The organism is Allobosea sp. Root483D1 (assembly GCF_001429505.1).
Classification (GTDB): domain Bacteria; phylum Pseudomonadota; class Alphaproteobacteria; order Rhizobiales; family Beijerinckiaceae; genus Allobosea.
The window spans coordinates 229,204-241,033 of sequence record NZ_LMJW01000022.1; the positions used below are offsets into that span (position 1 = coordinate 229,204).

Genomic DNA, 11,830 nt, shown 5'->3' on the forward strand with positions numbered 1-11,830 from the left:
CTGCCCTCATCCAGAGGAGGCCCGCAGGGCCGTCTCGAAGGATGGTCCAGATGTCTCCCGAGCCTCCTGAAACATCCTTCGAGACGCGGACTGTCATCCGCTCCTCAGGATGAGGGCTCGGGGCTTCGCTCAGCGCATCAGCCCGTCGATGGTGCGACGCACGCCGCCGAGCATCACCTGCCAGTCGGCGACGATGGCACGCGGGAAGCGGATGTTCACATCGACGCCGCGATGGCGGAAGGTCACGCGGCAAGGCTCGTCGAGGCCGACCTGGGCGGTGTCGACCGGGCAGCGCGCCGCAAAGCCGCGCCCGTCCGGCACCGAGACGTAGAGCTCGTCGCCGTCATAGGGTGAGCCCTTGCGGAAGCCGCGCACCACCAGCCCGCCCGGATTGGACCAGACCGTCGGCGTCAGGAATCGCGCATAGACGGAAAGCTGCGTCGCCGGCTCGTTGACCTTGTCCGGCGGACTCAGCGTGATCAGGAGCCGCTTGCGGGTTTCGGGCGTCACCGGCCCGAGGCTCGGCCAGTCCAGGCGCAGGCGCGCCATGCCGACGAGGCGGCCCTCATCCGAATCGGCGCCGGTCAGATTTTCCGGGATCGCCAGCACCACATCGCCGACGCGCGACGCTTGCAATTCGGTTCCGGCGTCCGGGTTGGGCCGGGTGGCGAGGAGAGCAAGGCCGGTGCCGCCGAGCCCGAGCACGACGATCGCCGCCGCGAGCCGCAGCAACGCCCGGTCGCCGCGCGGCGGGACCGGCACTGGGCGGCGCTTGAGATGGTTTCGGATCAGCGCCGCGACATTGGTGGCGCTGGCGAGCGGCTGGTTCTGGTCGGGCGCGGCGTAAAGGCTCATCGGATTCGTCCCCGGGGCCGGCGTGCGGCCCTGTCAGGAAACTCAACCAGAGCCGCCTTAACACCCCGTAAACCATGTCGGAGCCGGCGTGGTTAACCAAAGGTTAAAGCTTAGCTTTCACAGCCGGCGTCCCTGCGTCATGGTTCGGCAGCATCCGCTGGAAGCCACGCCCGTGACGCTCGAACCCTCCGCCGTCGAGGCCTTGAAATCCCTGATCCTCGGCTTCGCCTTCGCCGGCTTGCTGGCGAGCGCCTTCGAACTGTTCACGCAGAAGCGCGCCGGTTTCGAATTGCTGCAGAGCGGCGGCGTCGGCGCGGTGGCGAGCGTGCCGGTGGTGGTGTTCAGCGCGCCCTTCCTGATCCTGCGCAACACCGTCCGCGGTCGGCGGATCGAGGGGCGGCCCTTCTTCTTCGTGATGGCGGCGAGCATGATCGCCTCGCTCTGGAGCCTGATCAGCGGCCGGGTCGTGCTCGACCTGCTGATGATGCTCGGCGCGGCTTGACGGGCAGGGCGCCCGCCCTGCAATCCTCCGGGTGAAACTTGGAGGATACGCCATGCCGCTCTATTCGCTCGACGGGACCGCGCCTGAGACTCCGCCGGAAGGGCAATGGTGGCTCGCACCCGATGCCCATGTCATCGGCCGCGTCAGGCTGGCGAAGGATGTCGGGATCTGGTTCGGCGCGGTGCTGCGCGGTGACAATGAGTGGATCGAGATCGGCGAGGCCACCAACATCCAGGAAGGCTGCGTGTTCCACACCGATCCGGGCGCGCCGCTCAGGGTTGGCGCCGGCTGCACGATCGGCCACCGCGCCATCCTGCATGGCTGCATCATCGGCGAGAACAGCCTCATCGGCATGGGCGCGACCGTGCTCAATCATGTGAAGATCGGCCGCAACTGTCTGGTCGGTGCCAATGCGCTGGTGACCGAGGGCAAGGAGTTCCCCGACAACTCGCTGATCGTCGGATCGCCGGCGCGCGCGATCCGCACGCTGGACGAGGCGGCTGCTGCCGGCATTGCCCGCACGGCCGCCGGCTATTCCGAGCGCTGGAAGCAGTTCGCCAGGGGCATGAAGCGGATCGATTGAACGAAGCTGGAGGCTAGGCGCCTCGCGAGGCAAGAGCCTCTGTCGTCCCGGGCGACCGGAGGGAGACCCGCGATCCATGCCGGACCCTAAAGCGGGAAGGCTCCGGAATGGATCCCGGATCTCCGCTTCGCTCCGTCCGGGGTGACAAGATCATTCCTGCCGTCGTGGAGCTGGTACGTCCCCGCGGCAGAACCTCCTCAAAACGAAGCGGGCCGGCTCCCGGGGAAGGAGCCGGCCCTGGACGTGCCCGGTCGGGGACGGGTGGGTGGGGACGTGACCGGACTCGTCGTCTGGTTGGCTAAGCCCTTGCGAGCCTCGCCGATCTTGTGCTGCGCCGGGTTTCGTCCCCGCCCGGCGCCTGTTCCGTTCAGCGCAGCGATGCCACCGTCGAGGTCGACAGGCCGCCGAGCGAGGCCCAGCCGGTACGGGTCTGGGATTCACGCTTGACGTAGGTGTAGCCGGTCTGGCTCCACGGCAGGATGGCGTTGCGCTTGTTGTCGAGGATGAAGTCGCCGCGGTCGGTGCGGATCATCAGCACGGCGTGGCCGGCATTCTCTTCGTCGATCACGACGGTGACGCGCATGGCCCGGCGCGGCAGGCCGGCCTCGGCCAGGCGCTGGCGCTTCAAGAGGACGTAGTCCTCGCAATCGCCCTTGCCGTCGGTCGGGATATCCCAGCGGTCGACCACCCCCCAATGGTCCTGATCGGTGATCGCCTCGATCTCGCGATTGGCCTTGAGATTGGCCGCGACGATCAGCTTCCAGGCCTTGGGCGTCAGCTCGATCGACTCCGCTTCGCGGGTGTCGACGGCGCACTCGCTCGGGCTGCGCTTGCAGAAATCCGTCCAGGCGTAAGGCGCACGGGCGTCGCCGCCGGCAACGATCGGTGCGCTGGCGACTGGCACGCCGGCGCTCTGCTGCGCCTGGGCGCCGCTCACGCCGGCGACAGCGATGATGGTAGCTGCGGCAAAGCCGCGAAATCCCCGGAAGCTCGAAAACATGACGTCCCTTTCCTGTCCCGGGAACGACCATGATCTCGCGCTGTAGAGATCGCTTGAAATGAAAGCGAACAATTTTATTGAAATCGAGCCTGTTGAAAACGAAGATACTTACAGAGAATCAAGTATAAAACCCACAGTAAGAATTATCAGCGCTCGCGTCAGAGTATCTTAACCATGGGTTTCCTTAACCATCCAGTCTCTTAACCATGGTGGGGTGGGGGTGGGGCATGTGCCGTCGCCATAGCATCGGACCGAAAAGTGGAATCCACTTTTCGGAAAAATCCGATGCCATAACAGATAGATAGATCACCGTTATCGCGTCCGATAGGACGCGCGGTGATCTAGCGGCCGATGTTCTTGTCTCGGTTGGTGTGGCGCACTGACGAAAGGCGCAGGCAAACCCTCCCGAATGGGAGAGGGGCAGGGGTGCGGGACTGCCGCTGGTTATTGGAATGCAACGACGCCGCTGCGCCTTCTACGGATAGGGCGAGCCCTCATCCCTGCTCTTCTCCGACACGGGAGAAGGGTTCCCCGCGGACGTTTCCTCTGTTGCGAACCTTCCGGGGAGGCCGACGTGGGCTTTCAGCGTGGCGCCAAAATCAGGCGGTCAGGATGCCGTAAGGATGCGCGTGAAGAGCCGGTGGAGCGACTGCATGGCTGCCGGGCCCCAGCTCAGCTCGCGAGGGCTGCGCGGCCGTCCGTGCTCAGAGCTCGAGATTCTCGTCGAGCACGTCGGCGGAGAGCGGCATGCGGAACTGGGCGGCATAGCCGCCGTCGAAGTGCCGCACGATCATCGCCGCGGTGCTGCCGAGTCGGATCGCCGTGCCCATCTCGAACTGGTGGTCGCTGGCGAAGGCCGCGCCCGACAGCGAGATGTCGATCAGCCGCACGGCGTGCTCGGTGCCGTCCTCGAGCGTGATGACGCAGCGCGGATTGCGCGGCACGATGCGTTCGTGACGCCGGTCCTCGGGCAGGCCGAGCTCGTCGCGATTGGCGAGCCAGGTCAGCTGTGCGGTGAATTTCTCGCGCTTGCGGCTGGTCGCGGTGATGGTCATCGCGAAGCCGGCGGGGGTGGTGCGCACCGCCGTGCCTTCGATACGGCCGAGATGCTCCAGATAGACGATGACGCGATCGCCGACCATGGGCTTGGCCGGCGCGACCATATGCAGGCCACCCGGCGAGATGTCGGTGGTCTGGCACGGATATTCCATGCGGTTGGGCAGCATGTAGCGTCCCAGCAGGACGACTTTCATGCGCTGATGCCGCCGGCGCTCGACCGGGACCGAGCCCGTCTTCGGATTGTGGGGCGCCGTCAGCATTGCAGACCTTGTTTCTAACAGGGCCATGCTACCGGTCCGGCGGTTAAGAGGTGGTTAGTGCTGTCAGATACGGCCGCCGGGCAGGAGCATCAATTTCGGCCGCTTGTCCTGGGCCGCAGCCTCGGCCTGGCGCAGCGCGCGCGCATCCGGCCAGATCATCCTGAGCGAGATCATCCGCATCGAATCGAGCGTGTCGAGGCCGAGCCAATCCGGGGAGAGCGCCGGCGAGAGGGCGCCGAGGATGCGGGCATGGGTCCGCCCGCGATAGCGCAGCGGCAGCAGGAGAAGCTCGAGATGGACGCTGGCGCCGTTCTGCGTATGCGCCGTGAGCCCTGCGACGGCGCCCGCCGTCTCGTCCATCACGGTCTGGACCAGGCGGCGCGTGTCGCCCTGCGCCTCGACATCGGGCCAGAGCGCGGTGAAGGCGCGCCCGCGCAACTCGCGGCCGAACAGGGCGCAGAGTCGGGTTCCGGCCAGGCGAAAGACCGGCCCGATCGGCTCGTTCTCGAGCACGAAGGTGTCGGCCAGCGCATGGCGCAGCGCGCCCGGCTCGATCTCGCCCCGTTCGGGGGCGCTCCGTTCGCCGCGCAGCGTGTCCCAGTAGTCGAAAACCAGGCGGGTGCTCGGGTTCTTCATGTCCTGTCCAGTCCGGTCTGCGCTGTCCCTATTCGTGCGAAGGCGTGTCAAAGCGGATCGCTTTCGTTCGAGGCGGGGACTGTCGGGTCCTTGCGAATCGGTAGGACGCAGCACGCATGCCGTCTTGCCACGCGACCCGGACAGGGGGAGGCGGCAGGGGTCGTTAAGGTTAAGTAAGGGTTAAGCTTGTGGAAGATCCCTAAAATGCCCCATAAATCGGCTGTCGAATTCGAGTCCGTACGAAGCGTCCGGGCTCACTTGAAAAGGCGGGGGCGCGGGGGCGTGACCGGCCGGGGAGGAGAGGGGAGAGCGATCGCTCTCCCCTTTTCTGTTGCCTGCCGGCGCCCCATGCGCCAGTGAGGGCGCAATGTCGGCGAACCCAGACGATCCTCATATGCCTCCGGCACGCGAGCCGGTCTTCAACCTGCCCGGCGCCGTCGTCTGGTTGATCGCGGCATTGGCGCTGATCCAGGGCGCGCGTGAATTGCTCAGCGCTCGCGACGATTTCCTCCTCGTCTCCTGGCTCGCCTTCGTCCCGGCGCGGCTGACGCTCTGGCTTTCGCCCGAGCGCCTGGAAGAACTCTCCCAGGCGCTCGGCGCCGCCGGCACGCCTGATTTCGTCCAGCGCCTGCAACTCGTGCGCCTCCTGCTGGCCGATGGCGGTGGCCAGCTCTGGACCCTGCTCAGTTATGGCCTGCTGCACGGCTCCTGGCTTCACCTGATCTCGAACGTCGTCTGGCTGGCGGCCTTCGGCAGCCCGGTCGCGCGCCGGCTCGGGGCAGGGCGCTTCCTGCTGCTGATGGCGCTCTCGACCATCGCCGGCGCCCTGCTGCACTGGTGGTCGCGCGAGCTCGACGTGCTGCCGCTGGTCGGCGCCTCCGCCGGTGTCTCGGGCGCGACGGCGGCGGCGATCCGCTTCGTCTTCTCGCCGGGCGTGCATTTCGGCGGGCTCGGCCATGACGAGGTGGTGCGCATGATTCCGGCCGAGCCGCTCGGCGGCCTCTGGCGCAACTCGCGGGCGATGCTCTTCGTGGTGATCTGGTTCGTCACCAACATCCTGTTCGGCGCCGGGCTGGTACCGATCCTCGGGGAAGAGACCAGCATCGCCTGGGAAGCGCATATCGGCGGCTTCCTCGCCGGGCTGCTGCTGTTCCCGCTGCTGGATCGCGGACCGGTTCGGCGCTGACTGCAACCGGAGCGAGCAAGCTCCCCGTCGCGTCCGCCTTGCCGTCGCCGCAGAGTTCGCCCACATTGGAGTCAGTCCAGCGTGGCGTCGCGCCGCGGACGAATGGTCCGTTGGCCCCCGGCGCTGCTCTCGTCGCAACCCATAAACGTGCGCTGACCAACGGCGCCGCTATCGTCGGAGGAGAAGTCGATGAACGTCGCTCATATTCTCGGCAACAAAGGGGGAGATGTCGTCTCGGTGCAGCCGCACCGGACGCTTGGCGAGGCGACGCGGACCCTGGCCGAGAAGCGGATCGGCGCGGTGGTCGTGACCGGCGCCGATGGTGGCCTGCTCGGCATCCTGTCGGAGCGCGACATCATCAAGGCCCTTGGCACGGAGGGTGCCGCCGCCTTGGACACGCCGGTCTCGCGCGCGATGACCGCCAAGGTCGTGACCTGCCGGTCCGACACCAGCGTCGACGAACTGATGGAGATCATGACGTCGGGCCGCTTCCGGCATGTGCCGGTGGTGGATGGCGGCCGGATCGCCGGCATCGTCTCGATCGGTGACGTGGTCAAGCATCGCGTCGCCGAGATCGAGGCCGAAAGCCGGGCGATGCGCGACTATATCGCGATGGCGTGAGGCGCTTCCTCATTCCGGGCTCAGGGCTTCGGCCCGCCCTGGAATGAGGGCCGGTTTAGCGGCGATGCCGCCGCCTAGTTCAACGGCAGGTGGTTGGCGGCGACGATCGCGGCGATCTCGTCCAGCGCGCGTTCGGCCGCCTGCCGGCCGAGCGCGATCGCCTCGTCGGCACGGTGGAAGTCGAACAGCCCGACACGGCCGAGCTTGGGGCCGATCATCACATCCGGCGGATCGCCGGCGAGGCGCGAGCGCGAGATCCGGTCCTGGGTGATGTTGAAGGCGTCGACCATCACGCCGGCGAGCCCTGGCTGCTGGTCGTGGTTGGCCTTGCCGACAATGCCGCGCATGCGCTCGCGCATGCCGCCGAACCAGCTGCTGGCCGGACGCTGATCGGCCGCGGGTTCCGGGTCCGGATCGGCGCCATAGGACTGGATCACCGTGCCGCGGCCGGTCATGTCGCTGTTGAGGTTGACACAGAGCACCACGTCGGCGCCCAGCGCCCGCGCCACAGTGACCGGCACCGGGTTGACCAGCGCCCCGTCCATCAGCCAGCGCCCGCCGAGCTTCACCGGGTCGAATACGCCGGGCAGCGCATAGGAGGCACGCAGCGCATCGACCAGCGAGCCGCGGGTCAGCCAGATCTCGTGTCCGGTGCCGAGTTCGGTCGCGACGGCGGCATAGGTCTGCTTGAGATCGCCGATCTGCAGGCCGGCGAGGTCGCGTTCCAGCAGGCGCTTCAACCGGCTGCCTGAAATCAGCCCGGCGCCGCCGAGGTGGAAATCCATCAGGCCGACGACGCGCCGCTTGGTCAGGCCGAGCGCGAATTCGCGCAGCGGCTCGAGCTTGTCGGCGGCGTAGCAACCGCCGACCACAGCGCCGATCGAGGTGCCGGCGATCACCTCCGGCCCGTAGCCGGCCTCGGTCAGGACATCGAGGACACCGATATGGGCCCAGCCGCGCGCGGCGCCGCCGCCGAGCGCCAGGCCGATCCGCGGCCGGCTGAAGCGCGGGGCAGGTTCGGAAACGAGATCGTTCATCGCAGCTCCGCCGCCGCCCAGTCCAAAAGCCCGTCTGGCGATGTTCTCCAGTCTCATCGGCGCGATCCCTCCGCGGGAGGATCAGGATCACGCGAGCCGATGAGCGAAAGATGAACGGCGCCGGGACCCTAGGCGGCTATCAGTTGCTTTTGAAGGAAACATGAAAGCTTGGTGAAAGGATTGCCAACGAAGCAGGCGTTCCTGGTTCAGAAGGTCAATGGTCCGTCAGCGGCCGCGCCGACCGGCTTAACCCGATAGAAGCAGCTATGGCGCCCCGTATGGCAGCAGCCGCCGTCGCCGCCGACAGTGACCTTGATCCAGATCGCGTCCTGGTCGCAGTCGACCCGCATCTCGGCGATGCTCTGGAGCTGGCCGGAGGTCTCGCCCTTGCGCCAGAGCGCCTGCCGCGAACGCGACCAGTACCAGGCCTCGCGGGTCTCGATGCTCAGGCGCAGTGATTCGGCGTTCATATGGGCCACCATCAGCACCTCGCCGGTCGCGGCGTCGGTGGTGACGCAGGTGACGAGGCCGTCGCGGTCGAATTTCGGCGCGAGCACCGCGCCCTCCTCGATATCGGCCTTGGCTGAGAGGGTGGGGAAGCCGGTCATGTGGGGATCCTGAGGGACAGTGCCTTGCATATAGGGCGCGCAAGGCGCGCCGTCATTCTCGGGCGGAGCGGAATGGCGACCCGAGAATCTCAGGACCAGAGGGCACTGGTTTCCGAGATGCTCGGATCAAGCCCGCTGTTGTCCGGTTGGGGTTTTATAAGTTGAGAGCGAGTTGACGCGTGCTTTCTTGGGTCTGTTTTGGCGGTTTGAGAAGTGCGTGGATGTCTCGTCTGTGCATGATGTTGGCGCGGACGAGTCTTGCGAAGGCGAGCAGGCTGGCGCTGAGCTTGGCGGTGTCTTTTGCAAGCCTGAGCAGGAGATAGGCGATCAGGGCGACGGCGATCTGGATGCGGACGGCGTTTTCCGAGCGCCCGATGAAGTGCCTGATCTTGAGCGTCTGCTTGACCCATCTGAAGAAGAGTTCGATGGCCCAACGCCGCTTGTAGAGGGCAGCGATCTCATCGGCGGGGGCATCGAGGTCGTTGGAGACGACGCGCAGGAGCTTGCCGTCGTCGAGCACGACGCCGATCTCGCGGACGGGGTCCTGGAAGGGGTTGGCCCGCGCGGCGGCCTGGCGGGCCGGGAGGAAGCCGACGCGGTCATAGGCGAGCGCCGAGCCTTGCGGCAGGGAGCGCTCCTCGACGCAGGTGAGCGGCGTGTTGGCCTTGAGGCGCGTGACGATCCGGCAGCCGGCTGCGTCGAGGCGTGCCCACCAGGCGAAGTCGTAATAACCGAGGTCGAAGACATAGGTGGCGCCCGGCTCGATCGGCATGGCCCGGGCGGCGACGATGTCGTTGACCCTGGCGGGGGTGATCTCGAGATAGAGCGGGCGGTCGGCGTCGGGATCGTAGACGATGTGCGCCTTGGCGCCGCAGACGCCCTTCGAGAAGCGGGCCCAGTCGCAGGCGAGGCCGGACAGCCTGAGCCCGGTGGCATCGATCAGCCTGACCGCATCGGCACTGGCGCGGCGCAGGCCTCGCCCGCCCAGCCCCACCATCCGCGCGAACAGGCCCGAAAATACCTGATGGGGCCGCTGCGCATTGGCGTCGGCCAAGGTCGAGCGCGACGCCTCGCGCGTCCCCAGATGGTAGAGGCGAGCGCCATGGCTCTTCACCGCCGTCTCGATCTCGCGCAGCGAGGCTGCCCCGGCCAACTGGCCGTAAAGCAACGCGACGAGCTGACTTTTCGTCGAAAGCCGCCGCACCCGCGCATCCGAACCGTGCTCATCCACCAGTTTGTCGAAGGCAGACCAGGGAACATGCTTCAGAAGCCCATGGAAAACGCTATTCTGATGCCGCATGGCGTCGATCCCGTCTCGTGTCCAAAACACCGGCAAGTGCTTGGAAACAAGTAGAATCAACGCCATGCACAATGGCTAGCAATTTAAACCGGACACCCGTGGATCAAGCCCGAGCATGACGCGCCTTGGCAGGCCGGGTTACAGCCCCGGCGACTTCACCATGGTGAAGAAGCGCACCTGCTCGGCCGGATCGCGGAAGCGGCCGGTATACTGTGTCGTCATCGTCGACGAGCCCTGCTTCTGCACGCCGCGCATCGACATGCACATGTGCTCGGCCTCGACGAGGACGGCGACGCCGCCGGGCTTCAGCGACCGTTCGATCGCCTGGGCGATCTGCGCAGTCATGGTCTCCTGCGTCTGCAATCGGCGTGCATAGACCTCGACGACACGGGCGAGCTTCGAAAGACCGACCACGCCACCGCTCGGATAATAGCCGATATGGACCTTGCCGACGAAGGGCACCATGTGGTGCTCGCAATGCGAATAGAACGGGATGTCGCGGACGAGGACCATGTCCTTGTAGCCATCGACCTCCTCGAAGACGCGCTCGAGCATGTCGTGAGCATCTTCCCGATAGCCCTTGTAGAACTCGCGATAGGCCTTGGCGACGCGCTGCGGCGTATCGAGCAATCCCTCCCGCGACGGATCGTCGCCGGCCCAGCGGATGAGGGTGCGCACGGCCTCCTCGGCCTCGCCTTGCGTCGGTTGGGTGATGATGAACTTGTCTGCGGAGGGGCTGCGCGCCCGCTCTACGGACAAGGACTTAACCACATTATCCATGTGGAGCCTCCCGTTTCGGTTTCGCCCACCTTGCGGTAGGCAGGTCAGACAAGTTCGCCCGCTCGTCCAGCGATGGCACGCTCTCCCTAAGAGCGAACCGGCACTCTATATTGGTTGCGAAAGCCGGCAACTCCAGACCCGGCAGGGCAACCCATGCTGAACGACGTCTACAACAAGCGAATCCTGGAATTGGCAGGAAACATCCCGTTGCTCGAGCGCTTGCCGGCGCCCGATGCGACGGCGACGGCCCATTCGCGCCTGTGCGGCTCGACGGTGACCATCGACCTGACCATGGCCGAGGATGTCGTCACCGGCTTCGGCCACGATGTCCGCGCCTGTGCGCTCGGCCAGGCCTCGTCCTCGATCATGGCGCGCCATGTCGTCGGCTCGACCGCCGCCGAACTGCGCGAGGTCCGCGAGCAGGCGCGCGCGATCCTGAAGGAGGGGGCGGAGCCGCCCGCGGGCAAATGGGCGGATCTCTCGGTGCTCGTGCCGGTGCGCGACTTCAAGGCCCGCCACGCCTCGACCATGCTGACCTTCGACGCGGTCGTCGATGCGATCGGCCAGATCGAGGCGAAGCGGAGCGAGACGGTCGCGGGCTGAGCGCTATTTCAGCCCGAAGGCCTGCCGCGTCTCGATCCGCGTCTCGTCGAAGCGGACCCGGAACGCCTTCTCGGCGAGCAGCGCCTTGGCGACGACGCGGCCGATCTTGTCCCCCGCTTCCAGATCGGTCGGATAGTGGAAGCCGCAGACGAGGCGGCTCTCGCCATAGCTCTTGACCCGCTCCTCGAACTTGTCGGCGAGCTCGGGCACGGCTTCCGACAAGAGCGTGGCGTAGAGGGCTGCGGTCGCGGCGTGCCCAGAGGGGAAGGAGGTGCCTTCCGGCCGTCCGCCCGGGCAGGGCTTGACCCTGACCTTGTTCCACATCTGGAACGGGCGGATGCGGCTGGTCAGGCGGTTGACGCTCTTCAGGAGGATGGCGAGCTCGACCTGCGCCTCGCGCATGAGGAGCCGGGTCTCGCGATGGGTGCCCTCGACATAGGCGTGGTCGATGCCGTTCAGGAAGGCGTTGAGCGTCTGGTACTGGTCGGCGATGGCCTGCTTCTCGCGCTCGGGCGTGCGGGCCGAGGAGATGGCGAGGACCTTCTCGAACTCGGCGCGATGCTCCGGCGAGTTCTGGGCCGGGGGCAGGCCCATCACCTTGGCGACGTCGATTTTGCCGGCGTCGAGCCAGATCAGGTAAGGTCGCTGCTGTGCAGCCGCCGGCGTGGCCAGGGCGAGCAGCAGCCCGCAGAGGGCGGTGGCGGGAGCAAGGAAACGTGCGCGCATCATGACCGTGATCTGGAAAGGCGGGATCGAACAGGCGATGGAAGTCAGTGGGAGGGGGTCGGCAGGGTTCGGCC

At 66.7% G+C, this 11,830-nt stretch carries 14 protein-coding genes; 5 read left to right on the forward strand and 9 right to left on the reverse strand.

Translation table 11 applies throughout. The features are described 5' to 3' along the window. Window positions 1–129: 129 nt before the first annotated feature. Entirely contained in the window at window positions 130–855 is a 726-nt protein-coding gene (locus tag ASE66_RS23935; protein ID WP_057192264.1) for a hypothetical protein, read from the reverse strand. A 172-nt stretch (window positions 856–1,027) separates the two neighbouring features. Here ASE66_RS23935 and ASE66_RS23940 point away from each other — a divergent pair, with 172 nt between their 5' ends. Both ASE66_RS23940 and ASE66_RS23945 read left to right on the forward strand, forming a co-directional pair. Continuing rightward, window positions 1,028–1,357, forward strand: a complete 330-nt coding sequence (locus ASE66_RS23940) for a DUF6949 family protein (RefSeq protein ID WP_057193327.1) — start codon at window positions 1,028–1,030, stop codon at window positions 1,355–1,357. Between the two features lie 52 nt (window positions 1,358–1,409). Next, on the forward strand, window positions 1,410–1,940 hold the full coding sequence (locus ASE66_RS23945) for a gamma carbonic anhydrase family protein (protein ID WP_057192265.1): 531 nt from the start codon (window positions 1,410–1,412) through the stop codon (window positions 1,938–1,940). Between the two features lie 367 nt (window positions 1,941–2,307). Here the strand turns inward: ASE66_RS23945 and ASE66_RS23950 are convergent, their stop codons facing one another. From ASE66_RS23950 to ASE66_RS23960, 3 genes are all read right to left on the reverse strand, one after another. Beyond that, a complete protein-coding gene (locus ASE66_RS23950) occupies window positions 2,308–2,940 on the reverse strand; it encodes a transglutaminase-like cysteine peptidase (protein WP_057192266.1) in 633 nt (210 codons plus the stop codon). A 704-nt stretch (window positions 2,941–3,644) separates the two neighbouring features. Further along, window positions 3,645–4,259 carry a PilZ domain-containing protein gene (locus tag ASE66_RS23955; RefSeq protein WP_057192267.1) on the reverse strand — a complete coding sequence of 205 codons (615 nt, stop codon included), beginning with the start codon at window positions 4,257–4,259 and terminating at the stop codon, window positions 3,645–3,647. A 63-nt stretch (window positions 4,260–4,322) separates the two neighbouring features. Next, window positions 4,323–4,895, reverse strand: a complete 573-nt coding sequence (locus ASE66_RS23960; protein ID WP_057192268.1) for a PAS domain-containing protein — start codon at window positions 4,893–4,895, stop codon at window positions 4,323–4,325. A gap of 394 nt (window positions 4,896–5,289) precedes the next feature. Here ASE66_RS23960 and ASE66_RS23965 point away from each other — a divergent pair, with 394 nt between their 5' ends. After that, window positions 5,290–6,081, forward strand: coding sequence for a rhomboid family intramembrane serine protease (locus ASE66_RS23965; protein ID WP_244495045.1), 792 nt, complete (start codon window positions 5,290–5,292; stop codon window positions 6,079–6,081). A 189-nt stretch (window positions 6,082–6,270) separates the two neighbouring features. Then, on the forward strand, window positions 6,271–6,702 hold the full coding sequence (locus ASE66_RS23970) for a CBS domain-containing protein (RefSeq protein ID WP_057192270.1): 432 nt from the start codon (window positions 6,271–6,273) through the stop codon (window positions 6,700–6,702). A gap of 74 nt (window positions 6,703–6,776) precedes the next feature. Here the strand turns inward: ASE66_RS23970 and ASE66_RS23975 are convergent, their stop codons facing one another. From ASE66_RS23975 to folE, 4 genes are all read right to left on the reverse strand, one after another. Then, window positions 6,777–7,796 carry a patatin-like phospholipase family protein gene (locus tag ASE66_RS23975; RefSeq protein ID WP_057192271.1) on the reverse strand — a complete coding sequence of 340 codons (1,020 nt, stop codon included), beginning with the start codon at window positions 7,794–7,796 and terminating at the stop codon, window positions 6,777–6,779. A gap of 149 nt (window positions 7,797–7,945) precedes the next feature. Continuing rightward, on the reverse strand, window positions 7,946–8,347 hold the full coding sequence (hisI, locus tag ASE66_RS23980) for a phosphoribosyl-AMP cyclohydrolase (RefSeq protein ID WP_057192272.1): 402 nt from the start codon (window positions 8,345–8,347) through the stop codon (window positions 7,946–7,948). A gap of 154 nt (window positions 8,348–8,501) precedes the next feature. Further along, a complete protein-coding gene (locus ASE66_RS23985; protein ID WP_057192273.1) occupies window positions 8,502–9,647 on the reverse strand; it encodes an IS4 family transposase in 1,146 nt (381 codons plus the stop codon). Window positions 9,648–9,785: 138 nt separating this feature from the next. Further along, window positions 9,786–10,427 (reverse strand): GTP cyclohydrolase I FolE, encoded by a 642-nt coding sequence (gene folE, locus ASE66_RS23990; protein ID WP_057192274.1) that lies wholly within the window; start codon window positions 10,425–10,427, stop codon window positions 9,786–9,788. 153 nt (window positions 10,428–10,580) lie between these two features. Between folE and ASE66_RS23995 the strand changes: the two genes are divergently transcribed. Beyond that, window positions 10,581–11,030 carry an iron-sulfur cluster assembly scaffold protein gene (locus tag ASE66_RS23995; protein ID WP_057192275.1) on the forward strand — a complete coding sequence of 150 codons (450 nt, stop codon included), beginning with the start codon at window positions 10,581–10,583 and terminating at the stop codon, window positions 11,028–11,030. A gap of 3 nt (window positions 11,031–11,033) precedes the next feature. Here ASE66_RS23995 and ASE66_RS24000 read toward each other — a convergent pair whose 3' ends face one another. After that, a complete protein-coding gene (locus tag ASE66_RS24000) occupies window positions 11,034–11,759 on the reverse strand; it encodes a phosphatase PAP2 family protein (protein ID WP_162262530.1) in 726 nt (241 codons plus the stop codon). Window positions 11,760–11,830: the final 71 nt, after the last annotated feature.

Coding starts and splice junctions, on each gene's coding strand:
- ASE66_RS23935 (WP_057192264.1), bottom strand. CDS start 855: ATGAGCCTTTACGCCGCGCCCGACCAGAACCAGCCGCTCGCCAGCGCC.
- ASE66_RS23945 (WP_057192265.1), top strand. CDS start 1,410: ATGCCGCTCTATTCGCTCGACGGGACCGCGCCTGAGACTCCGCCGGAA.
- ASE66_RS23950 (WP_057192266.1), bottom strand. CDS start 2,940: ATGTTTTCGAGCTTCCGGGGATTTCGCGGCTTTGCCGCAGCTACCATC.
- ASE66_RS23955 (WP_057192267.1), bottom strand. CDS start 4,259: ATGCTGACGGCGCCCCACAATCCGAAGACGGGCTCGGTCCCGGTCGAG.
- ASE66_RS23960 (WP_057192268.1), bottom strand. CDS start 4,895: ATGAAGAACCCGAGCACCCGCCTGGTTTTCGACTACTGGGACACGCTG.
- ASE66_RS23965 (WP_244495045.1), top strand. CDS start 5,290: ATGCCTCCGGCACGCGAGCCGGTCTTCAACCTGCCCGGCGCCGTCGTC.
- ASE66_RS23970 (WP_057192270.1), top strand. CDS start 6,271: ATGAACGTCGCTCATATTCTCGGCAACAAAGGGGGAGATGTCGTCTCG.
- ASE66_RS23975 (WP_057192271.1), bottom strand. CDS start 7,796: ATGAGACTGGAGAACATCGCCAGACGGGCTTTTGGACTGGGCGGCGGC.
- hisI (WP_057192272.1), bottom strand. CDS start 8,347: ATGACCGGCTTCCCCACCCTCTCAGCCAAGGCCGATATCGAGGAGGGC.
- ASE66_RS23985 (WP_057192273.1), bottom strand. CDS start 9,647: ATGCGGCATCAGAATAGCGTTTTCCATGGGCTTCTGAAGCATGTTCCC.
- folE (WP_057192274.1), bottom strand. CDS start 10,427: ATGGATAATGTGGTTAAGTCCTTGTCCGTAGAGCGGGCGCGCAGCCCC.
- ASE66_RS23995 (WP_057192275.1), top strand. CDS start 10,581: ATGCTGAACGACGTCTACAACAAGCGAATCCTGGAATTGGCAGGAAAC.
- ASE66_RS24000 (WP_162262530.1), bottom strand. CDS start 11,759: ATGATGCGCGCACGTTTCCTTGCTCCCGCCACCGCCCTCTGCGGGCTG.